19 protein-coding genes are annotated in these 22,305 nt (G+C 63.9%); 10 read left to right on the top strand and 9 right to left on the bottom strand.

What is annotated here, in order from left to right; translation table 11 throughout:
• Positions 1-149: 149 nt before the first annotated feature.
• Entirely contained in the window at positions 150-1,544 is a 1,395-nt protein-coding gene (locus tag CKW35_RS24785; RefSeq protein ID WP_016485343.1) for a class II fumarate hydratase, read from the top strand.
• A gap of 175 nt (positions 1,545-1,719) precedes the next feature.
• Here the strand turns inward: CKW35_RS24785 and CKW35_RS24780 are convergent, their stop codons facing one another.
• Positions 1,720-2,682: a DMT family transporter gene (locus tag CKW35_RS24780; protein WP_095117069.1), complete on the bottom strand. Its 963-nt coding sequence runs from the start codon at positions 2,680-2,682 to the stop codon at positions 1,720-1,722.
• Positions 2,683-2,890: 208 nt separating this feature from the next.
• Positions 2,891-4,384: a polyphosphate:AMP phosphotransferase gene (pap, locus tag CKW35_RS24775; protein ID WP_016485341.1), complete on the bottom strand. Its 1,494-nt coding sequence runs from the start codon at positions 4,382-4,384 to the stop codon at positions 2,891-2,893.
• A gap of 136 nt (positions 4,385-4,520) precedes the next feature.
• On the opposite strand from pap, the gene mnmC reads away from it, so the two are divergent.
• From mnmC to CKW35_RS24750, 5 genes are all read left to right on the top strand, one after another.
• Positions 4,521-6,485 carry a bifunctional tRNA (5-methylaminomethyl-2-thiouridine)(34)-methyltransferase MnmD/FAD-dependent 5-carboxymethylaminomethyl-2-thiouridine(34) oxidoreductase MnmC gene (gene mnmC / locus CKW35_RS24770; protein ID WP_095117067.1) on the top strand — a complete coding sequence of 655 codons (1,965 nt, stop codon included), beginning with the start codon at positions 4,521-4,523 and terminating at the stop codon, positions 6,483-6,485.
• Between the two features lie 145 nt (positions 6,486-6,630).
• Complete coding sequence (locus tag CKW35_RS24765) at positions 6,631-8,418, top strand: N-acetylglutaminylglutamine amidotransferase (RefSeq protein WP_016485339.1); 1,788 nt, start codon at positions 6,631-6,633, stop codon at positions 8,416-8,418.
• 3 nt (positions 8,419-8,421) lie between these two features.
• Complete coding sequence (ngg, locus tag CKW35_RS24760) at positions 8,422-10,167, top strand: N-acetylglutaminylglutamine synthetase (protein WP_016485338.1); 1,746 nt, start codon at positions 8,422-8,424, stop codon at positions 10,165-10,167.
• A gap of 119 nt (positions 10,168-10,286) precedes the next feature.
• Positions 10,287-11,471 (top strand): osmoprotectant NAGGN system M42 family peptidase, encoded by a 1,185-nt coding sequence (locus CKW35_RS24755; RefSeq protein ID WP_016485337.1) that lies wholly within the window; start codon positions 10,287-10,289, stop codon positions 11,469-11,471.
• 82 nt (positions 11,472-11,553) lie between these two features.
• On the top strand, positions 11,554-11,781 hold the full coding sequence (locus CKW35_RS24750; protein ID WP_009682864.1) for a YheU family protein: 228 nt from the start codon (positions 11,554-11,556) through the stop codon (positions 11,779-11,781).
• A 36-nt stretch (positions 11,782-11,817) separates the two neighbouring features.
• Here the strand turns inward: CKW35_RS24750 and csrA are convergent, their stop codons facing one another.
• Together csrA and CKW35_RS24740 are read right to left on the bottom strand one after the other, a co-directional pair.
• Positions 11,818-12,006 carry a carbon storage regulator CsrA gene (csrA, locus tag CKW35_RS24745; RefSeq protein ID WP_016485336.1) on the bottom strand — a complete coding sequence of 63 codons (189 nt, stop codon included), beginning with the start codon at positions 12,004-12,006 and terminating at the stop codon, positions 11,818-11,820.
• A 120-nt stretch (positions 12,007-12,126) separates the two neighbouring features.
• Positions 12,127-12,936: an SDR family oxidoreductase gene (locus CKW35_RS24740; protein WP_060518708.1), complete on the bottom strand. Its 810-nt coding sequence runs from the start codon at positions 12,934-12,936 to the stop codon at positions 12,127-12,129.
• 239 nt (positions 12,937-13,175) lie between these two features.
• Here CKW35_RS24740 and CKW35_RS24735 point away from each other — a divergent pair, with 239 nt between their 5' ends.
• Positions 13,176-13,328, top strand: a complete 153-nt coding sequence (locus CKW35_RS24735) for a DUF3309 family protein (RefSeq protein ID WP_016485334.1) — start codon at positions 13,176-13,178, stop codon at positions 13,326-13,328.
• Between the two features lie 113 nt (positions 13,329-13,441).
• Here CKW35_RS24735 and CKW35_RS24730 read toward each other — a convergent pair whose 3' ends face one another.
• The 3 genes from CKW35_RS24730 to CKW35_RS24720 all read right to left on the bottom strand — a co-directional run bounded on the left by CKW35_RS24730 (position 13,442) and on the right by CKW35_RS24720 (position 16,513).
• Positions 13,442-15,106, bottom strand: a complete 1,665-nt coding sequence (locus CKW35_RS24730; protein ID WP_016485333.1) for a cation acetate symporter — start codon at positions 15,104-15,106, stop codon at positions 13,442-13,444.
• Positions 15,103-15,414, bottom strand: coding sequence for a DUF485 domain-containing protein (locus tag CKW35_RS24725; RefSeq protein ID WP_016485332.1), 312 nt, complete (start codon positions 15,412-15,414; stop codon positions 15,103-15,105). The genes CKW35_RS24730 and CKW35_RS24725 overlap by 4 nt, the downstream gene beginning before the upstream one ends.
• Positions 15,415-15,652: 238 nt before the next feature.
• The gene (locus CKW35_RS24720) at positions 15,653-16,513 is read right to left on the bottom strand and encodes a glycine betaine ABC transporter substrate-binding protein (protein ID WP_016485331.1); all 861 of its coding nucleotides are present in this window, start codon (positions 16,511-16,513) and stop codon (positions 15,653-15,655) included.
• A gap of 197 nt (positions 16,514-16,710) precedes the next feature.
• Here CKW35_RS24720 and CKW35_RS24715 point away from each other — a divergent pair, with 197 nt between their 5' ends.
• A complete protein-coding gene (locus CKW35_RS24715) occupies positions 16,711-18,276 on the top strand; it encodes a beta (1-6) glucans synthase (RefSeq protein WP_095117066.1) in 1,566 nt (521 codons plus the stop codon).
• A 26-nt stretch (positions 18,277-18,302) separates the two neighbouring features.
• Here the strand turns inward: CKW35_RS24715 and CKW35_RS24710 are convergent, their stop codons facing one another.
• On the bottom strand, positions 18,303-18,671 hold the full coding sequence (locus CKW35_RS24710) for a hypothetical protein (RefSeq protein WP_016485329.1): 369 nt from the start codon (positions 18,669-18,671) through the stop codon (positions 18,303-18,305).
• Positions 18,672-18,861: 190 nt separating this feature from the next.
• On the opposite strand from CKW35_RS24710, the gene CKW35_RS24705 reads away from it, so the two are divergent.
• Both CKW35_RS24705 and CKW35_RS24700 read left to right on the top strand, forming a co-directional pair.
• Entirely contained in the window at positions 18,862-20,160 is a 1,299-nt protein-coding gene (locus tag CKW35_RS24705) for a serine protein kinase PrkA (RefSeq protein ID WP_016485328.1), read from the top strand.
• 73 nt (positions 20,161-20,233) lie between these two features.
• Positions 20,234-20,980 (top strand): VacJ family lipoprotein, encoded by a 747-nt coding sequence (locus CKW35_RS24700; protein ID WP_049870369.1) that lies wholly within the window; start codon positions 20,234-20,236, stop codon positions 20,978-20,980.
• 34 nt (positions 20,981-21,014) lie between these two features.
• Here CKW35_RS24700 and CKW35_RS24695 read toward each other — a convergent pair whose 3' ends face one another.
• A complete protein-coding gene (locus CKW35_RS24695) occupies positions 21,015-22,163 on the bottom strand; it encodes a patatin-like phospholipase family protein (protein ID WP_095117064.1) in 1,149 nt (382 codons plus the stop codon).
• Positions 22,164-22,305 lie beyond the last annotated feature (142 nt).

Raw genomic sequence — 22,305 nt, 5'->3', positions numbered from 1 at the left:
TTCCTTCAAGGAGAGGGAGGCGGGTACCTCAGAGTAGAGCATTCTGCGCCGTGGTGGCGATGTGCTCAAGTGGCACGACGAGCGACGGAACCGCTCGGTCGAATCAAGGCCTAAACTGCGATTTCGAACTACACAGGAGTGAGTACAGAATGAGCCGTATCGAGACAGACAGCCTGGGCCCGGTCGAAGTTCCTGAAGGCGCCTACTGGGGTGCGCAAACCCAGCGCTCGCTGATCAACTTCGCCATTGGCAAGGAGCGCATGCCCATCGCGGTGCTGCACGCCCTGGCGCTGATCAAGAAGGCCGCGGCACGCGTCAACGACCGCAACGGCGACCTGCCGGCCGACATCGCGCGGCTGATCGAACAAGCCGCCGACGAAGTGCTGGGTGGCCAGCACGACGACCAGTTCCCGTTGGTCGTCTGGCAGACCGGCAGCGGCACGCAAAGCAACATGAACGTCAACGAAGTGATCGCCGGGCGCGCCAACGAACTGGCCGGCAAAGGCCGCGGCGGCAAAGCGCCAGTACACCCCAACGATCATGTCAATCGCTCGCAAAGTTCCAACGATTGCTTCCCGACTGCCATGCACATTGCTGCTGCGCAGGCGGTGCACGCGCACCTGTTGCCCGCCATCGCCGAACTGTCGTCGGGGCTGGCCGAGCTGTCGGGGCGCCACCAAAAGCTGGTAAAGACTGGCCGCACCCACATGATGGACGCCACACCGATTACCTTCGGCCAGGAGGTGTCTGCCTTCGTCGCCCAGCTCGACTATGCCCAGCGCGCCATCCGCGCCACCCTGCCGGCAGTGTGCGAACTGGCCCAGGGCGGCACCGCCGTAGGTACCGGGCTGAATGCCCCGCACGGTTTTGCCGAAGCCATCGCCGCCGAGCTGGCGGCGCTGTCCGGGCTACCCTTTGTCACGGCGCCGAACAAGTTCGCCGCCCTCGCCGGCCACGAACCACTCACCAGCCTGGCGGGCGCCCTGAAAACCCTGGCCGTGGCGCTGATGAAAATCGCCAACGACCTGCGTTTGCTGGGCTCCGGCCCGCGCGCCGGTTTGGCCGAAGTGCGCCTGCCAGCCAACGAACCGGGCAGCTCGATCATGCCAGGCAAGGTCAACCCGACGCAGTGCGAGGCGCTGTCGATGCTGGCCTGCCAGGTGTTGGGCAACGACGCGGCCATCGGTTTTGCCGCCAGTCAGGGGCATTTGCAGCTGAACGTGTTCAAACCGGTGATCATCCACAACCTGTTGCAGTCGATCGAACTGCTGGCCGATGGCTGCCGCAACTTCCAGCTGCACTGCGTGGCGGGCATCGAGCCCGATGCCGAGCAGATGGCCGCGCACCTGGAGCGTGGCTTGATGCTGGTAACGGCATTGAACCCGCATATTGGCTACGACAAGGCGGCGGAAATTGCCAAGAAGGCTTATAGCGAGGGCAAGACCCTGCGCGAGGCTGCACTGGAGCTGAAGTACCTGACCAATGAGCAGTTCGACCAATGGGTACGGCCGGAGAACATGCTGGCACCGGGTGGCAAGGGCTGAGTCATCTATAGCCTGTGCTGGCCCCTTCGCGGGTAAACCCGCTCCCACAGGGGTAGCACAACATTCAGCCCCGTGGTGAACCTGTGGGAGCGGGCTTGCCCCGCGAAAGGGACCGCGCGGTGCAAGGCACCGGCTTCGCCGGTGTTCGCGGGGCAAGCCCGCTCCCACAAAACGCTCAGTGAAACTGGGCCAATCGCGCCTTGCGGGCACGCCAACTGGCCACCAGCGATGGCCCCAGCGCCACCAGCGCCGAGCCGCACACCACGGTCACCGCCCCTACATAGCCCAGGGCATTGATGTCTTCGGCCTGCACGTACTCCGGCCACACCCGTGCCGCCACCGCCACCGCAACGAACGTCACCAGCGGGGTCAGCGCCAGGGTGGCACTGACCCGCGACGCCTCCCAGTGCGCCAGCGCCTCGGCGAACGCGCCGTAGGCCACCAGCGTATTCAGGCAACAGGCCAGCAACAGCCAGCCCTGCACCGGGGTCAGCTGCAACGCCTCCAGTGGGTGTACCCAAGGCGTGAGCAGCGCAGCGCAACTGAGGTAAATCACCATCATCACCTGCTGTGAATGCCACACGGTCAACAGTTGCTTCTGGCTGAGGGCATAGAACACCCAGATGCTGGTGGCCAGCAGAATGGTCAGCACGCCGGTGGTGTAGGTACCCAGTGAGGTCAGCAGCTCTTCGAGGCGCTGGTTGAAGAACAGCCCAAAACCCGCCAGCAGAATCAGCAGGCCCACCCCCTGCCCCAGGCTGAAGCGCTCACGGAACACAAACACGCTGGCCACCAGCAACAGCACCGGGCCGACCTGCACCACCAGTTGCGCGGTACCGGGGCTGAGCAGGTTGAGGCCGATCAGGTACAGCACGTAGTTGCCCATCAGGCCAAGCACAGCCACCACTACCAGGCCTTTGCCCCTGGGGGCCAGGCGCGTGAACGAGGGCAAGCGCTGTTGGGCTGCCAGCCAGGCAAACAGCAGGCCACCTGAAACCAGCAGGCGGTACCAGGTGACGGTGATCGGGTCGACCACCTGCAGTACCTGCTTGAGCTTGATCGGCAAGATGCCCCAGAGCAGCGCGGTCAGAAGTGCCAGGAACAGGCCATAGCTCCAGCGGCCGGAAGTGGTGTGCATAGTGTCCTCGGTCAAGCCCGTGGTGGGGGTGGTTGAATTCTACGGGCTTGGAGGGCAGTGACGGGGAAGTGTGCCGAGAAAAGAATTCATCAGGTCATTCTTTTGGGGCATGGCTGGGGCTTGCGAGCTTTTGCGCCCGTGACATCAAGCGCCGCCCGCGCGGCGCTCGATGTCACGGGCGCAAAAAATCCCAAGATCAGCACCCGGTCTATTTCTTGTGCTTGGCAAACGCCGCCTCCAGCGCCTCATTGATAGTGCGCAGCACCTTCACTCGCGCCCAGCGCTTGTCGTTGGCCTCCACCAGCGTCCAGGGCGCAATTTCGCTGCTGGTCCGGTCGACCATATCGCCCACCGCCTGGGTGTAGTCGTCCCACTTGTCGCGGTTGCGCCAATCGTCCTCGGTGATCTTGTAGCGCTTGAACGGGATTTGCTCACGCTCCTGAAAGCGCTCCAGCTGGGTCTGCTGGTCGATCGCCAGCCAGAACTTCACCACCACCACGCCGGCATTCACCAACTGTTCTTCAAAGTCGTTGATCTCACTGTAAGCGCGCATCCAGTCCGCCGGGCTGCAAAAGCCTTCGACCCGTTCCACCAGCACCCGGCCATACCAGGAGCGATCGAAGATGGTGAACTTGCCGCGTGCCGGAATATGCCGCCAGAACCGCCACAGGTAGGGCTGCGCGCGCTCTTCCTCGGTGGGCGCGGCAATCGGCACGATGCGGTACTGGCGCGGGTCCAGCGCCGCCGCCACGCGGCGGATGGCACTGCCCTTGCCGGCAGCATCGTTGCCTTCGAACACCGCCACCAGGGCGTGCCGGCGCATGCGCTTGTCGCGCAGCAGGCCGGCCAGGCGGGCCTGTTCGGTGACCAACTGCTCCTGATAGTCAGCCTTGTCCAGGCGCAACGTCATGTCCAGGGCGCCGAGCAGGCTGCGCTGGTCGATACTGCGGCCCAGCGGTGCCACGTTGCCCTGGTGCTTGCCCTTGGGGTTGTTGGCCAGCGCGGCTTGCAGGCTGTCCAGCAAGATACGCCCCACCGCCAGGCTGCGGTAGTTCGGGTCTACGCCTTCAACGATATGCCACGGCGCATAATCGCGGCTGGTGCGGCGCAGTACGCGCTCGCCAAAGCGCACGAAGCGGTCGTAGGTTTGCGACTGCTGCCAGTCCAGCGGGCTGATCTTCCAGCTGTGCAGCGGGTCGTCCTTGAGCGACTTCAACCGGGCCTTCATCTGCTTCTTGGACAGGTGGAACCAGAACTTGATGATCAGTGCACCTTCATCGCACAGCATCTGCTCCAGGCGCTCGGCGCCCATGATGGCCTGATCAAGCACGGCATCCTTGAACACCCCGTGCACCCGCCCCTGCAGCATCTGGCTGTACCAGTTGCCAAAGAACACGCCCATCCGCCCTTTGGGTGGCAAAGCCCGCCAGTAGCGCCAGGCGGGCGGGCGGGCCAGCTCTTCGTCGGTCTGCTGGTCGAAGGTGAGCACGTCGATCATGCGCGGGTCCATCCACTCGTTGAGCAGTTTTACCGTCTCACCCTTGCCGGCGCCTTCGATGCCGTTGATCAGCACGATCACCGGGAAGCGCGCCTGCTGCTTGAGTTCGTACTGGGCTTCGAGCAGGGCCTCGCGCAAAGCGGGTACCTCGGCGTCGTAAGCCTCCTTGTCGATGCTGTGGCCGATTTCGGCGGATTCGAACATGCACTGGCTCCTTCAATGGATAAGCAAGACTAGCGGATTTCATTTCTGCCTGTACTGACCTCTTCGCGAGTGAACGCGCTCCCACAGGTAGCGGGTATGGCATAAAATCCCGCCATCCGCTGCAACCGAGCCAACCATGTCCACCCTCCTCCAGCACGCACAAATCGACTGGGACGACCAGGGCCGCCCCCACTCGCGGCAATATGACGACGTCTATTTCGCGGTCAACGAAGGCATCGAAGAAACCAAGCATGTGTTCCTGGGCCAGACCCGCCTGGCCGAGCGCTTTGCCAACCTGGCGCCGCATGCCTGCAAGGTGATCGGCGAAACCGGTTTTGGCACCGGCATGAATTTTTTCTGCGCCTGGCAGCTGTTTGACCAGCACGCGCACCGCGACGCCCGCCTGCACTTCGTCAGTGTCGAGAAATACCCTCTCGGGCACGAAGACATGGCCCGGGCAGTGCGCCTTTGGCCGGAGCTTGCCGCCTACACAGAGCCATTGCTGGCGCAATATGTGGCAGTGCACCCGGGCTTTCAGCAGTTCACCTTCGCCGATGGCCGGGTCACCCTGACCTTGCTGATCGGCGACGTACTTGAGCAACTGCCGCAACTCGATGCGCAGGTCGATGTGTGGTTCCTCGATGGCTTCGCCCCTGCCAAAAACCCCGAGATGTGGACCCCGGAACTGTTCGCGCAACTGGCGCGGTTGTCGCAGCCGGGCACTGTGCTGGGCACCTTCACCACCACCGGCTGGGTCCGCCGCAGCCTGGTCGACGCCGGTTTCGCCATGAAGAAGGTGCCGGGCATCGGCAAGAAGTGGGAAGTGATGAGCGGCGCCTACGTCGGCCCCCAGCCCAGCCCAGGGGCACCTTGGTACGCGCGTCCCGCCGTTACGCAGGGACCGCGCGAGGCGCTGGTGATCGGTGCCGGGCTCGCCGGCAGCACAACGGCCGCCAGCCTGGCCCGACGCGGCTGGCAGGTGACCGTGGTGGAGCGGCACGGTGCCCCGGCACAGGAAGCTTCAGGCAACCCGCAAGGGGTGCTGTACCTCAAGCTGTCTGCCCATGGCACTGCGCTGTCGCAGGTGATCCTGTCCGGTTTCGGCTACACCCGGCGCCAGCTTGAACGCCTGCAGCGTGGCCGCGACTGGGATGCTTGCGGGGTGCTGCAACTGGCCTTCGACAGCAAGGAAGCTGAGCGCCAGGGCAAGCTGGCCGCCGCCTTCGACCACAACCTGCTGCACGCACTCCCGCGCACGGAGGCCGAAGCCGTCGCCGGGGTGGCGTTACCGGCCGGGGGGTTGTTCTACCCCGAAGGCGGCTGGGTGCACCCACCTGCGTTGTGCCAGGAGCAACTGCAGCACCCAGGGATTCGACTGGTCACCCATCAGGAAGTGCTCGAGCTGCGCAAGGTCGACCAGCAGTGGCAGGCTTGGGCGGGTGACCGTCTGATCGCCAGCGCGCCCGTGGTGATTCTGGCCAGTGCCGCCGAGGTAAAGCGCTTCGAGCCTTGCGCGCAGCTGCCGCTCAAGCGCATCCGGGGGCAGATCACCCGCTTGCCGGCCACCGCCAGCAGCCGGGCACTGCGCACCGTGGTGTGCGCGGAGGGCTACGTGGCGCCGCCACGCGAGGATGAACATACCCTGGGCGCGAGCTTTGACTTCCACAGCGAAGACTTGGCGCCGACGGTGGCCGAGCACCAGGGCAACCTGGCGTTGCTGAACGAGATTTCCCTCGACCTGGCGCAGCGCCTGGGCACAGTTGGGTTGGCCCCTGAGCAGTTGCAGGGGCGCGCGGCGTTCCGTTGTACCAGCCCGGACTACCTGCCGATCGTGGGGCCGGTAGCGGATGGACAGGCATTTGCCGAAACCTATGCGGTGCTGAGCCGGGATGCGCGGCAGGTGCCGGATGTGGCCTGCCCTTGGCTGGATGGGTTGTATGTGAACAGCGGGCATGGGTCGCGCGGGTTGATCACGGCGCCACTGAGTGGCGAGCTGGTGGCGGCCTGGGTATGTGGGGAGCCGCTGCCGTTGCCCCGGGCAGTGGCAGAGGCGTGTCATCCGAACCGGTTTGCCTTGCGTAAGCTGATTCGGGGGAAGTAATCGGCCGGGGGCCGCCGGCGATTGGGCCGCACAGCGGCCCCATATAACAAATCGTTCTAAAACTCTCAAAAAGCACGCCGGTCAGTTCCTTAAGGTGCCCTAATCCTGGGCGCCCCCTCCCCAACGGAAAAACCGGTAAGGACTTATGTGCGGATTAGCAGGAGAGTTGCGTTTCACCCCCCTCGACCAAGCCCCTCGCCCAGCCGACCTGGCTGCGGTAGAGCGCATCACCCATCACCTGGCGCCTCGCGGCCCGGATGCGTGGGGCTTCCATAGCCAAGGCCCGATCGCCCTCGGCCACCGACGCCTGAAAATCATGGACTTGTCCGACGGCTCGGCGCAACCGATGGTCGACAACACCTTGGGCCTGTCACTGGCCTTCAACGGTGCCATCTACAACTTCCCCGAACTGCGCCAGGAGCTGCAGGACCTGGGCTACAGCTTCTGGTCCGACGGCGACACCGAAGTACTGCTCAAGGGCTATCACGCCTGGGGCGCAGCCTTGCTGCCCAAGCTCAACGGCATGTTCGCCCTGGCCATCTGGGAGCGCGACAACCAGCGCCTGTTCCTGGCCCGCGACCGCCTGGGCGTCAAGCCCCTGTACCTGTCGCGCAACGGCGAGCGCCTGCGTTTTGCCTCGACCTTGCCAGCGCTGCTAAAGGGTGGCGATATCGACCCGATGCTCGACCCGGTGGCGCTCAACCATTACCTGAACTTCCACGCCGTGGTACCCGCGCCGCGCACGCTGCTGGCCAACGTGCAGAAGCTTGAACCCGGCACCTGGATGCGCGTCGACCGCCATGGCGAAGTGGAACGCCAGACCTGGTGGCAGCTGAAATACGGTGCCAACCCGGATGAGCGTGAGCTTGATCTGGAAGGCTGGACCACCCGCGTGCTCGACGCCACCCGCGACGCCGTGGCCATTCGCCAACGTGCTGCAGTGGACGTCGGCGTGCTGCTGTCCGGCGGTGTCGACTCCAGCCTGCTGGTCGGGCTGCTGCGCGAAGTCGGCGTGGACGACCTGTCGACATTCTCCATCGGGTTCGAAGATGCCGGTGGCGAACGTGGCGATGAGTTCCAGTATTCCGACCTGATCGCCAAACACTACGGTACCCGCCACCACCAGTTGCGCATTGCCGAACACGAGATCATCGACCAGTTGCCGGCTGCATTCCGCGCCATGAGCGAGCCGATGGTCAGCCACGACTGCATCGCCTTCTACCTGCTGTCGCGGGAAGTGGCCAAGCACTGCAAGGGCGTGCAAAGCGGCCAGGGCGCCGACGAGCTGTTTGCCGGTTATCACTGGTACCCGCAGGTGGACGGCGCCGATGACGCCTTTGCGGCTTACCGCGACGCGTTCTTCGACCGCAGCCATGCCGAGTACCGCGACACCGTGCAGGCGCCCTGGCTGCTGGACACCGACGCCGCCGGCGACTTTGTGCGCGAGCACTTCGCCCGCCCCGGTGCCCGCGACGCAGTGGACAAGGCCCTGCGGCTGGACAGCACGGTGATGCTGGTGGACGACCCGGTCAAGCGTGTGGACAACATGACCATGGCCTGGGGCCTGGAGGCGCGCACACCGTTCCTCGACTACCGCCTGGTGGAACTGTCGGCACGTATCCCGGCGCGCTTCAAGCTGCCCGATGGCGGCAAGCAGGTGCTCAAGCAGGCAGCACGACGGGTAATTCCCCATGAGGTGATTGACCGCAAGAAGGGCTACTTCCCGGTACCGGGCCTGAAGCACCTGGAAGGCGCCACCCTGGGCTGGGTGCGTGAGCTGCTGACCGACCCCAGCCAGGACCGTGGGCTGTTCAACCCGGCCATGCTCGACCGCCTGCTGAGCAACCCACACGGCCAGCTCACCCCACTGCGCGGCTCCAAGCTGTGGCAGCTGGCAGCGCTGAACCTGTGGTTGAGCGAACAAGGAATCTAACCCATGAAAGCCCATGAAATCGCTTACGGCCAGCGTCTGTTGCGCGGCCAGGCGCCGTCCTACGAGCGCCTGCAGGCGCGCCTGGCCGGCGATGGCAGCCAGCCCCATGACCAGCCTCGCGCGGTGCACTGTGGCTGGGGTCGATTGCTGATCGGCCATACCTACCCCGACCCGGTCAGCCTGGCCGAAGAGCTGCTGGACGAACGCCCTGGCGAGCGCGACATCGCCCTGTACGTGGCCGCGCCGCAGCAGTTGCTGGCCCAGGCCCCTCAGCAGCTGTTCCTTGACCCGTCCGACACCCTGCGCCTGTGGTTTACCGACTACCGGCCGGCGCAGCGGGTGTTCCGCGGCTTTCGCGTGCGCCGGGCGCAAAACCCGGCCGACTGGCAGGCCATCAACACCCTGTATCAGGCACGCAGCATGCTGCCGGTAGACCCAGACCTGCTTACCCCCAGGCACCTGGGCGGCCCGGTGTACTGGCTGGCCGAGGACGAAGACAGTGGCGCAGTGATTGGCAGCGTCATGGGCCTGAACCATGCCAAGGCGTTCGACGACCCGGAACACGGCAGCAGCCTGTGGTGCCTGGCTGTAGACCCGCACTGCACCCGCCCCGGCGTAGGCGAGGTGCTGGTGCGCCACCTGATCGAGCACTTCATGAGCCGTGGCCTGGCCTACCTCGACCTGTCGGTCTTGCACGACAACCGCCACGCCAAGCGCCTGTACCAGAAGCTGGGTTTTCGCAACCTGCCCACCTTTGCGGTCAAACGCAAGAACGGCATCAACCAGCAGCTGTTCCTGGGCCCGGGCCCTGAGGCCGAGCTGAACCCCTACGCCCGCATCATCGTCGATGAGGCCCTGCGCCGGGGCATCGACGTGCAGGTGGATGACGCCGCTGGCGGCCTGTTCACCCTGAGCCTTGGCGGGCGCCGCATTCGCTGCCGTGAATCGCTCAGCGACCTGACCAGTGCCGTGACCATGACCCTGTGCCAGGACAAACGCCTGACCCAGCATGCCCTGCACAACGCCGGGCTACAGGTGCCAGCGCAGCAGCTGGCCGGCAATGCAGACGACAACCTGGCGTTTCTCGACGAGCATGGCGCGGTGGTGGTCAAACCGGTCGATGGCGAGCAAGGCCAAGGCGTGGCGGTGAACCTGACCTGCATTGACGAGATCACCCGCGCCGTTGAGCACGCCCGCCAGTTCGACAGCCGCGTACTGCTGGAGAGCTTCCATGCCGGGTTCGACCTGCGCATCGTGGTAATCGGCTACGAGGTGGTGGCCGCGGCCGTTCGCCACCCTGCCCAGGTGCTGGGTGACGGCAAGCACAGCATCCGCCAGCTGATCGAAGCCCAGAGCCGTCGCCGCCAGGCCGCCACCGGTGGCGAAAGCCGCATTCCGCTGGACGGCGAAACCGAGCGCACAGTGCGTGCAGCGGGCTTTGCCTATGACGATGTATTGCCAGCCGGGCAGCGCCTGGCGGTACGGCGCACCGCCAACCTGCACACCGGCGGCACCCTGGAAGATGTGACCGAACGCCTGCACCCGGTGCTGGCCGACGCTGCCGTGCGCGCTGCACGGGCGCTGGAGATTCCGGTGGTTGGGCTGGACTTCATGGTGCGTGATGCCGGGCAGCCTGAATACGTGATCATCGAGGCCAACGAACGTGCCGGGTTGGCCAACCATGAACCGCAGCCAACCGCCGAGCGCTTTATCGACCTGCTGTTTCCGCATAGCCGGGCCTTGGCGTGAATCAATGACGGCGTCTTCGCGGGGCAAGCCCGTTCCCACAGGTCAGTGCTGGACTTGAGAGCCACCGTGGACCTGTGGGAGCGGGCTTGCCCCGCGAAGAGGCCGATGAAGGAGTACATATGTCTGAGCACTACCCCGAGCCCGATCTCGACTACCTCAAACGAGTGCTGCTGGAGATGCTCGCCATCCCCAGCCCCACCGGTTTCACCGACACCATCGTGCGCTACGTGGCCGAACGCCTGGACGAACTGGGTATACCCTTCGAGTTGACCCGTCGCGGCACCATACGCGCCACCCTCAAGGGGCGGCAGTCATCCCCCGACCGGGCCGTATCGGCCCATCTGGATACCATCGGCGCCAGCGTGCGCCAACTGCAGGACAACGGGCGCCTGGCCCTGGCGCCGGTCGGCTGCTGGTCCAGCCGCTTCGCCGAAGGCAGCCGGGTCAGCGTGTTCACCGACACGGGGGTCGTGCGCGGCAGCGTGCTGCCGTTGATGGCCAGCGGGCATGCCTTCAACACTGCCATCGACCAGATGCCGGTCAGCTGGGACCACGTGGAGCTGCGCCTGGACGCCTACTGCGCCACCCGGGCCGACTGCGAGGCGCTGGGCGTGAGCATTGGTGACTTCGTCGCCTTCGACCCGCTGCCCGAGTTCACCGAAAGCGGCCACATAAGCGCCCGCCACCTGGATGACAAGGCCGGCGTAGCAGCGTTGCTGGCGGCGCTGAAGGCGGTGGTGGAAAGCGGCCAACAACCGTTGATCGATTGCCACCCGCTGTTCACCATTACCGAAGAGACCGGCTCGGGTGCCGCGGGTGCCCTGCCCTGGGATGTCAGCGAATTCGTTGGTATCGACATCGCCCCGGTGGCACCTGGGCAGGCCTCCAGCGAGCATGCGGTCAGCGTGGCCATGCAAGACTCTTCGGGGCCCTATGACTACCACCTGTCCCGGCATTTGCTGAAACTGGCCGGCGACCACGACCTGCCGGTACGGCGCGACCTGTTCCGCTATTACTTCAGCGATGCCCATTCGGCGGTAACGGCGGGGCATGACATTCGTACCGCGCTGGTGGCGTTTGGTTGCGATGCCACCCATGGCTACGAACGCACGCACATCGACAGCCTTGCGGCGTTGAGCCGGCTGCTGTCGGCGTACCTGTTGAGCCCGCCCGTGTTTGCCAGCGACTCGCAGCCGGCCAATGCCTCGCTTGAAAGGTTCAGCCACCAGCTGGAGCACGATGCGCAGATGGAGAGCGACACGCGGGTGCCGGCAGTGGACAGCCTGGTTGGCAATAAAGGCTGATGGCCTGGGGGCTGCTTTGCAGCCCCAAATGCCCGAACGTTTCGCGTAGCATTGCCCACACTTACTTCAGAACCTGCCCACCATGCTGATCCCCTACGAGCAACTGCAAGCCGAAACCTTGACCCGCCTGATTGAGGACTTCGTCACCCGCGATGGCACCGACAATGGCGACGACACCCCGCTGGAAACCCGTGTGCTTCGGGTACGCCAGGCGTTGGCCAAAGGCCAGGCGTTTATCCTGTTCGACCCGGAAAGCCAGCAGTGCCAATTGCTGGCCAAGCATGATGTGCCCCGCGAGCTGCTCGATTAGCACGCCAAGCCCGCGATGAGCTCAGCACTGGCAACCTCAAGCCCTGCGGGCTTTACGCTGACCTGCCTCCTTGATGCGCCTGTAGACCTCGGCACGATGCACTGACACCGCCTTCGGGGCGTCGATCCCGAAGCGCACCACCCCGTCACGCGTTTCTACCACCATGATCCGGATGTCATCGCCAATCACGATGACCTCCCCCACTTCGCGTCCTATTACCAGCATGTTCCGCTCCTCCAGCGAAAGGGAAAAACGGAGCGTGCATCGCGGGCATTCACCTACTCAATAGCTCCACAGCAAATCAGAAGCACCCTACATTCGCGGGTAATTTCCCCTACAGACCATTCACTTCGAATGCCCTCTGGCGCGCATTTTTACCGCCATTTCCGCCATTTCTTCATACAGCCGCTCAGGCGCCTGCCGCTTCAACGCCCAAGCTTCGCGCCCGGCTTCGTGGGGCAGGATCAGGAACTCGCCAGCGGCCACCTGCTGATGCATGTAGTCAGCTATGTCCGACGCACTGATCGGCGAGCCTTCCAGCAGCTTGCCCACTTGCGCTTTCATTGCCGGGTTGGGCCCGCGGAACGAGTCCAGCAGGTTGGTCTGAAAGAACGACGGGCACACCACGTGCACCGCCACCTCCAGTTGGCGCAACTCCACCAGCAGGCTCTCTGACAAAGCCAGTACACCGGCCTTGGCCACGTTGTAGTTGCTCATGCCCGGGCCCTGCATCAACGCGGCCATCGAGGCGATATTGATGATGCGTCCCTTGCTGCGCTCCAGCAGCGGCAGGAAGGCCTTGCAGCCTTTGACCACCCCCATCAGGTTGACCGCAATCTGCCAGTCCCAGTCTTCCAGCGACAGTTCAGCGAAGAAGCCGCCCGAAGCGACACCTGCGTTGTTGACGATCACATCGATGCCGCCGAGCTGCTCGGTGCAGGCCTGGGCCATGGCCGTCAGCTGGCTGTAATCGCGGACGTCGCAGCGCTGGAAGAAGCCGTCGCCGCCGGCAGCGCGGACCAGCTCCAGGGTTTCGCGCAGGCCGGCTTCGTTGACATCGGCCAGCGCCACGCGCCAGCCCTCACGCGCCCAGCGCAGGGCGATCTCGCGACCGAGGCCGGACCCGGCGCCAGTGATCATGATGCGGTTTTGCATGGTGGCTGGCCTTGTTCTGGTGAGGGTGCAACGAGTCTAAACAAGGCCGAGTGGGCAGGCAGGGTTCATCAGGCTAGTGAATGGGCGGGCATGACTGTGTGGTCAGTACCGGCCCGGCGCGGCGAAGAATCCCATACCGGCAATACTCAAATGGAATCTTTGCCAAGCGGCAACAGTCCGACTTTACAAGAGGCCAGCAATCCGAGGCCCTTTACCCTCAACTACGCAAGGACTCCGTCATGACCACGATTCTCATCATCATCCTGATCCTGTTGCTGATTGGTGGCTTACCGGTCTTCCCGCACTCGCGCAGCTGGGGCTATGGCCCGTCTGGCATCGTTGGCGCCGTGCTGGTGATTCTGCTGGTGCTGTTGTTATTGGGCATGATATGAGCCTGTCCGCCTGAGCTTGGGGGCTACTGGGCCTTTGTTATCAGCAGCCCTCCTGAAATGCAGAACGCCCCGGCAAGCGGGGCGTTCTGCATTTCAGGGGGGCTGCTACAGCATCAGTGGGAAACCGCCCCGCTGGCACCCAGGCCAGTCTGCGAACGCACGAACTGCGGGTAGAACAGCGCACGCTCGTCGTCAGCCGCCTTGGACTTGTCGGTGACCGAGAAGAACCAGATGCTGACGAAGGCAATAGCCATCGAGAACAGCGCCGGGTACTCGTACGGGTAGATCGGTTTTTCGTGGCCGAGGATCTGCACCCAGATGGTCGGGCCGAGGATCATCAGCGTCACCGCACTCACCAGGCCCAGCCAGCCGCCGATCATGGCGCCGCGGGTGGTCAGCTTCTTCCAGTACATCGAAAGCAGCAGTACCGGGAAGTTGCAGCTGGCGGCAATGGAGAACGCCAGGCCAACCATGAAGGCGATGTTCTGTTTCTCGAACAGGATGCCCAGGCCGATCGCCAGCACGCCCAGGGCGATGGTGGTGATCTTCGACACGCGGATTTCGTCCTTGTCGTTGGCCTTGCCCTTGCGCCATACGCTGGCGTACAGGTCGTGGGACACCGCCGAGGCACCGGCCAGGGTCAGGCCGGCAACCACTGCCAGGATGGTGGCAAAGGCCACTGCCGAAATGAAGCCGAGGAAGATGCTGCCACCCACGGCATCGGCCAGGTGAACCGCGGCCATGTTGTTGCCGCCCAACAGGGCGCCGGCGGCGTCCTTGAAGTCCGGGTTGGTGCTGACCAGCAGGATCGCGCCAAAGCCGATGATGAAGGTGAGAATGTAGAAGTAACCGATGAAGCCGGTAGCGTAAAGCACGCTCTTGCGGGCTTCCTTGGCATCACTGACGGTAAAGAAGCGCATCAGGATGTGCGGCAGGCCGGCGGTACCGAACATCAGCGCCAGGCCCAGCGAGAAGGCCGAGATCGGGTCCTTGACCAGGCCACCCGGGCTCATGATCGCCTCACCCTTGCTGTGCACCTTGATCGCTTCCGAGAAGAGGGTGTTGAAGTCGAAGCCTACGTGCTTCATCACCATCAGCGCCATGAAGCTGGCACCGGACAGCAGCAGCACGGCCTTGATGATTTGTACCCAGGTGGTGGCCAGCATGCCGCCGAACAGCACATACAGGCACATCAGGATCCCCACCAGGATCACCGCGACGTGGTAGTCCAGGCCGAACAACAGTTCGATCAGCTTGCCGGCACCGACCATCTGCGCGATCAGGTAGAACGCCACCACCACCAGCGAACCGGAGGCCGACAGGGTACGGATTTCCTTCTGCCCAAGGCGGTACGAGGCCACGTCGGCAAAGGTGTACTTGCCGAGGTTACGCAGGCGCTCGGCAATCAGGAAGAGAATGATGGGCCAGCCGACCAAAAAGCCGATCGAGTAGATCAGGCCATCGTAGCCAGAGGTGAACACCAGGGCGGAAATACCCAGGAAGGAGGCAGCCGACATGTAGTCGCCGGCAATCGCCAGGCCGTTCTGGAAGCCGGTGATCTTGCCACCGGCAGCATAGTAGTCCGCCGCCGACTTGTTGCGTTTGGAGGCCCAGTAGGTAATACCGAGGGTGAAGGCGACGAAGGCCACGAACATGGCAATCGCGGCAACGTTCAGCGGCTGTTTCTGCACCTCGCCGGTCAGGGCATCGGCTGCCCACACGGCGGGTGCAAAGGCTCCGCAGGCCAGGACGGCCAGGGCTTTGGCGTGACGAATCATTGTTGCGCCTCCTTGAGGATGGCCTTGTTCAGCTCATCGAATTCGCCGTTGGCGCGGCGTACGTAGATGGCGGTCAGGACAAATGCCGAAACGATCAGGCCGACGCCCAGGGGAATGCCCCAGGTGATCGACGACTCAGGGCTGAGCTTGGCGCCCAGCAGATGAGGACCGTAGGCGATCAGGAGGATGAAACCGCAGTACAGGCCGAGCATGATCGCCGAGAGAACCCAGGCGAACCGTTCGCGTTTGGTGACCAGCTCCTTGAAACGGGGGCTGTTTTGTATCGAGAGGTAAATGCTGTCGTTCATTGTTTTTGTCCTAGCAGCACAGGTAGGGGTGAAACCCACGCCCTTACTTTATGCGGCTGTTGGACGGCAACCAGACGACCTTAGTCTTAGATGCAACGGTGTTTTACCGGTTGCGTAACAAAGAAAAGATGGGGGCAGGGCTGGAATGGGACCGGCTTCGGTTTAGCGGTCGGGCATAAAACGAGCGCCGCGCGGGCGGCGCTCGATCTAACTGGCGCTAAAAAAGCAACGGCAAACGCTACTTACCCGTCCACTCCTTCACGCGATCAGGGTGCTTGGCCACCCAATCCTTGGCCGCCGCTTCAGGCTTGGCCCCTTCCTGAATCGCCAGCATCACCTCGCCAATCTCGTCCTTGGACTTCCAACTGAACTTCTTCAGGAACTCCGCCACTTCTGGTGCCTTGGTAGCCAGTTCCTTGCTGCCGATGCTGTTCACGGTTTCTGCCGCGCCATACACGCCTTTCGGGTCTTCGAGGAACTTGAGTTTCCACTTGGCGAACATCCAGTGCGGGACCCAGCCGGTCACTGCAATCGACTGCTGCTTGGCATAGGCACGGCCCAGTTCCGCAGTCATCGCCGCGCCCGAGCTGGCCTGCAGCTTGTAACCCGTCAGGTCGTAGTCCTTGATCGCCTGGTCGGTCTTGAGCATCACGCCGGAGCCCGCGTCGATGCCAACAATCTTCTGCTTGAAGCTACTATCGGTCTTGAGGTCGGCGATGCTCGCCGCCTTGACGTACTCGGGGACGATCAGGCCGATCTTGGCGTCCTTGAAGTTGGCGCCATAGTCGACCACGTTGTCCTTGTTCTTGGCCCAGTACTCACCATGCGTCACCGGCAACCAGGCGGACAACATGGCATCGAGCTTGCCGGTTGCCACACCCTGCCACATGATCCCTGTGGCCACAGCCTGCAACTTCACGTCGTAGCCGAGTTTTTGCTTGATCACTTCGGCGGCCACGTTGGTGGTCGCCACGCTGTCGGCCCAACCATCCACGTAACCAATGCTTACTTCTTTAGCCATTGCCTGTGCAGCGCCCATGGCCATTACCAGGGCGGTGCCCACACCCAGGAACCGTCGCATTTTTTTCAAAGTCGCCATCAAAGCATCCCCTCGTCAGGTCTTGGAGATTGCATCATCTGCCTGCAATACAGGTCGACCTGATCCAGCAGCGACCTGCACCCGCCCCATATGCGACAGCACTGTGCCATTAGCGTCATTGGCCTACACCCGCCTGCGCGATCCTTGCATGCCAAAGCTTTGGCGCCGGGCTACTATCTACCCTTTTGCGCCTGACGATGGACCGCCCGATGCCCAGTTCTGCCCGCCTGTTGCTGCCGCTTTACCTGCTTGCCTGCCTGCTGGCCCTGGCCGGGCTCGCCGGGCTCTGGTACGGGCTTGGCAAGCCGGTGCACCTGCCCGATGCGGCCAGCCCGACGCACAAGTTGCAATGCGCGTCGTACACGCCGTTCGACAAGGACCAGTCGCCGTATGACCAGCCGTTTCGCCTGCGCCCGGCACGGATGGACGCTGACCTTGCCTTGCTGGCTGAGCGTTTCCAGTGCATCCGCACCTATTCCATGACCGGCCTTGAGGCCATCCCGGCGCTGGCCCGCAAGCATGGGCTGAAAGTGATGCTGGGCGCCTGGGTGAACGCTCACCCGGCCGACACCGACCGGGAAATCGACTTGCTGATCGCCACCGCCAACGCCAACCCCGATGTGGTCAGCGCGGTAATCGTGGGCAACGAGACATTGCTGCGCAAAGAAGTTACCGGCGCGCACCTGGCCAAGCTGATCGTCCGGGTGAAAAGCCAGGTCAAGGTGCCCGTGACCTACGCGGATGTGTGGGAGTTCTGGCTGCAGCACCCGCAGGTGGCGCCGGCGGTGGATTTTTTGACCATACACCTGCTGCCCTACTGGGAAGACGACCCGCGCGGCATTGACGATGCACTGGCCCACGTCGCCGATGTGCGGCGGGTATTCGGCACGCGCTTTGCGCCCAAGGACATCCTGATTGGCGAAACCGGCTGGCCCAGCGAAGGCCGCCAGCGCGAGACCGCCGTACCAAGCCGCGTCAACGAGGCGCGCTTCATCCGTGGTTTTGTGACCTTGGCCGAAAGCAACGGCTGGCACTACAACCTGATCGAAGCGTTCGACCAGCCATGGAAGCGTGCCAATGAAGGGGCGGTAGGCGGTTACTGGGGGCTTTACGATGCCGACCGGCAGGACAAGGGCATACTGGAGGGGCCGGTCAGCAACCTGCAGGACTGGCCGCAGTGGTTGCTGGCCAGTGCACTGTTGATGGCGGGCATGTTGTTGCTTGCCGGGCGCCCCGCCAGCCCGCAGGCTGCCTTGTTGTTGCCATTGCTGGCGGCGTTTGGCGCGGGTTGCCTGGGGCTGTGGGGCGAGCTGATGCGCACCCATGCACGCTTTGCCGGGGAGTGGCTGTGGGCCGTTGCACTGGCCGGGCTGAACCTACTGGTGCTGGCCCATGCGCTGCTGGCGTTGGCGCAGCGTGCCGGTTGGCGCATGCGCTTGTTCGCCTGGCTGCAGGCGCGGGCCGGCTGGCTGTTGCTGGCGGCGGGCTTTGCCGCGGCGGTGAGCATGCTGGCAATGGTGTTCGACCCGCGCTACCGCAGCTTCCCCAGCGCCGCGCTGGCGTTGCCGGCGCTGGTGTATGTGCTGTGGCCGGTGCCCGCGCGGCGGGCGGAGGTGGCGTTGCTCGCGTTCATTGTCGGGGCCGGGGTGGCGCCGCAGTTGTTCGTGGAAGGGCTGGAAAACCAGCAGGCCTGGGGTTGGGCGGTGGTGAGTGTGCTGATGACAGCCGCATTGTGGCGCAGCTTGCGGGTGCGCCAGGCTTGATGCCCGGGGGCCGCTTCGCGCCCCTGTCAGCCTTGCTGCGGTCTCCTGACCAGGCGCAACCCCGCCAACACCAGCGCAAACACGGCAATGCTGGCGGTATACAGCACCAGCGCCGGCACCGCGAATACCAATGCCAACACCGCCAGCCACCAGCCGGCCCGCGCAGGCACGAACTGCGACAGCAGCGCCAGGCCCAGCCCGCCCCAGGCCAGCACCTGGTGGTGAATGCCTAGCCCCAGCAGCGAGCGCACCTCGCACTGCCAGTACGCCGCAGGCAATGTGCACAGCCCTACCCACTGGCCATCCTCCATCAGCCCATAACGCACGCCATAACTGGCAGCGAGCCACAGCCCCAGAAACAGCAAGAGCAGCGCAGCCGGCACTGAACGAGACATCCTGTTCTCCAATAGCGGTAATCGAAAGCATCCATGATCGCTTATGCCCGGTTGTAAGGCAAAATCACAACCCTGCAGCTATGTTGCAAATAACAAGCACACCAAAGGCCACCGCCACTGGCAACTTTGCCCGGTTGGCTGTGGTCCTAGCCTGCACACTGCTCGACCTTGCGTTCTTTTGGGGGATTACATGCATCGATCTTTGCGCCTCGCTGCCCTGCTGGGTAGCCTGCTCATGGCGGTGGCCGCTTCAGCGCGGGATATCGACGCTGCCAGCTACGGCTACCCCTTGACCAACCCGTTCGAGGCGACTATCGCCACCACGCCGCCGGATCAGCGGCCTACCCTGCCCAGCGACGAGGACATCACCCAGTCGGACTACAGCCTCAACCTGCGCCCCGAGCGTGAATTCACGTTGCCCGACAATTTCTGGGCCGTGAAAAAGCTCAAATACCGCCTGGCCCGCCAAGACCGCGAAGCGCCGCTTATCTTCATTATTGCCGGCACCGGCGCACCGTACACCAGCAGCATCAACGAATACCTGAAAAAGCTGTTCTACCAGGCCGGCTTCCACGTGGTGCAACTGTCGTCGCCCACCAGCTACGACTTCATGAGCGCCGCGTCACGCTTTGCCACCCCCGGCGTCAGCCGGGAAGACGCCGAGGACATGTACCGGGTAATGCAGGCCGTGCGCGCCCAGCATCCACGCCTGCCGGTCAGCGATTTCTACCTCACCGGCTACAGCCTGGGTGCGCTCGACGCCGCGTTCGTCAGCCACCTGGACGAAACCCGCCGCAGTTTCAACTTCAAGCGCGTGCTGCTGCTGAACCCGCCGGTCAACCTGTACACCTCGATCAACAACCTGGACAAACTGGTGCAGACCCAGGTCAAAGGCATCGATCGCAGTACCACATTCTATGAGCTGATGCTGACCAAACTGACGCGCTACTTCCAGGACAAAGGCTACATCGACCTGAACGACGCCCTGCTTTATGACTTCCAGCAGTCGAAACAGCACCTGTCCAACGAACAGATGGCCATGCTGATCGGCACTTCGTTCCGGTTCTCGGCAGCGGACATTGCCTTCACTTCCGACCTGATCAACCGCCGCGGCCTGATCATTCCGCCGAAGTTCCCGATCACCGAAGGCAGCAGCCTCACGCCGTTCTTCAAGCGTGCCCTGCAATGCGACTTTGACTGCTACATGACCGAACAGGTAATCCCCATGTGGCGCGCCCGCACCGATGGCAACAGCATCTTGCAACTGGTCAACCAGACCAGCCTGTATGCCCTGGAAGACTACCTGCGTGACAGTGACAAGATCGCCGTGATGCACAACGCTGACGATGTCATTCTCGGCCCGGGCGACATCGGTTTCCTGCGCAAGGTGTTCGGTGACCGGCTGACCCTCTACCCCCATGGCGGCCATTGCGGCAACCTCAACTATCGCGTCAACAGTGACGCCATGCTGGAGTTCTTCCGTGGTTAACAAACTCCTCTTCGCCACTGCCTTGCTTGCCGCTGGCCACACCCTGGCCGCCGAGACCGCGCCCCGGGCCAGCGTGGTCGAGGCCGACCCGCAGGTGATCGGTACCGCTCCACTGGTGCCCGAAGCCGATGGTTTCATCGACCCGCTGCGCGAGCTGAAATTCAACCCTGGGCTGGACCAGCGCGAGTTCGAGCGTTCAACCCTGGAAGCACTGAACGTGTACGACCCGCTGGAGTCGATCAACCGGCGCGTGTATCACTTCAACTACCGGCTGGACCAGTGGGTGCTGCTGCCACTGGTGAATGGGTACCAGTACGTCACGCCACGCTTCGTGCGCACGGGGGTGAGCAACTTCTTCAACAACCTCGGCGACGTGCCAAACCTGCTCAATAGCGTGTTGCAGCTCAAGCCCAAGCGCTCGGCCGAGATCACGGCACGGCTGATGTTCAACACCCTCATCGGCGTGGGTGGGCTATGGGACCCGGCGACCAGCATGGGCTTGCCGCGCCAGAGCGAGGACTTTGGCCAGACCCTGGGCTTCTATGGCGTACCGGAGGGGCCGTACCTGATGCTGCCGCTGCTGGGGCCATCGAACCTGCGCGATACCACCGGGCTGGTGGTGGACTATGCCGGCGAGCAGGCGATCAATTACCTGAACGTGGCCGAAGCCAGCACCGACCACCCGGAAATCTTCGCGCTGCGCGTGGTGGACAAGCGCTACACCACCAACTTCCGCTATGGCCAGCTGAACTCGCCTTTCGAATACGAAAAAGTGCGGTATGTGTACACCCAGGCGCGCAAGTTGCAGATAGCGGAGTAAACCTGCTTCGGCCCGATCGCCGGTACAGGCAACATTAAATTCCGAGGAACTGACACAGCTCCCGCTTCTTGGCCAGGGCATCCTTGCGCCCCAGTTCGATCAGCTCACTGCAATAGCTGGCCTCGAACAGCAGATAGCTCAACACCCCCGCCCCGCTGGTGCGGGTCGCCCCTGGCCCACGCAGGAACAGGCGCAACGCCGCCGGGAGCTCACGCCGGTGCCGGGCGGCGATCTCATCCAACGGCTGGCTGGGGGCTACCACCAGCACCTCGACTGGGGCCAGCCCCAGGCGCCGGGCATCCAGATGCGCCGGCAGCAGCCGGCTCAGGTGGTTCAGCCGCTGCAGCAGCTCGATGTCGTCTTCCAGGCTGTCAATGAACGTGCTGTTAAGCAAGTGCCCACCAATCTGCGCCAGGCTGGGCTGCTGCCCGCTGAACACGCGCTGAGTGGGCAAGGGCGGCGCTGGCCGCTGCGGGTTGCCGCTGACCCCGACCACCAGCACCCGGCTGGCGCCCAGGTGCAGGGCTGGGCTGATCGGCGCTGACTGGCGCACCGCGCCATCACCGTAGAATTCGTCGCCCAGCTGCACCGGGGCAAACAGCAGTGGAATGGCCGCGCTGGCCAGCAGGTGGTCGATGGTCAATGGCGTGGGCACACCGATGCGGCGGTGGCGTAGCCAGGCTTCGATGGTGCCGCGCCCTTGGTAGAAGGTGACCGCCTGGCCAGACTCGTAGCCAAAGGCGGTGACGGCCACCGCGTTCAACTGCTCGGCGGCCAGGGAATGGCCGATGCCATCCAGGTTCAGGTGTGCCTCCAGCAGGCTGCGCAAGGGGCTGCTGTCCAGCAGCGCTACTGGCGCCTGGCCGCCCAGCCCCAGCAGGCTGTGGCCGACAAAACGGCTGGCCTGACGGACTACGCCGGGCCAGTCGCTGCGGATGACCAGATGGCTGCGAAAGTTCTGCCAGAAGGCGGTTAGACGCTGCACGGCGTCGTTGAAGTGGGTGGCGCCGCTGGCCAGGGTGACGGCATTGATGGCACCGGCAGAGGTGCCGACGATGACCGGGAACGGATTATGTGCGCCGGCGGGCAGCAGCTCGGCGATGCCGGCCAATACGCCGACCTGATAGGCGGCGCGGGCGCCGCCGCCAGAAAGGATAAGACCGGTTACCGGGGGTGGGGCCATGGCTTCCTTCCTGGATTCACTTGGTCAGTACCGGCCTCTTCGCGGGGCAAGCCCGCTCCCACAGGTTCCCTGCTCCCTCAGGCCGTGTAGAAAACCCGTGGGAGCGGGCTTGCCCCGCGAGGGGCCGGCACTCACAGCACAA

The organism is Pseudomonas sp. Irchel 3F3 (assembly GCF_900187545.1).
GTDB classification, from domain to species: domain Bacteria; phylum Pseudomonadota; class Gammaproteobacteria; order Pseudomonadales; family Pseudomonadaceae; genus Aquipseudomonas; species Aquipseudomonas fortuita.
This window is presented reverse-complemented; position numbering and strand designations above follow the sequence as displayed.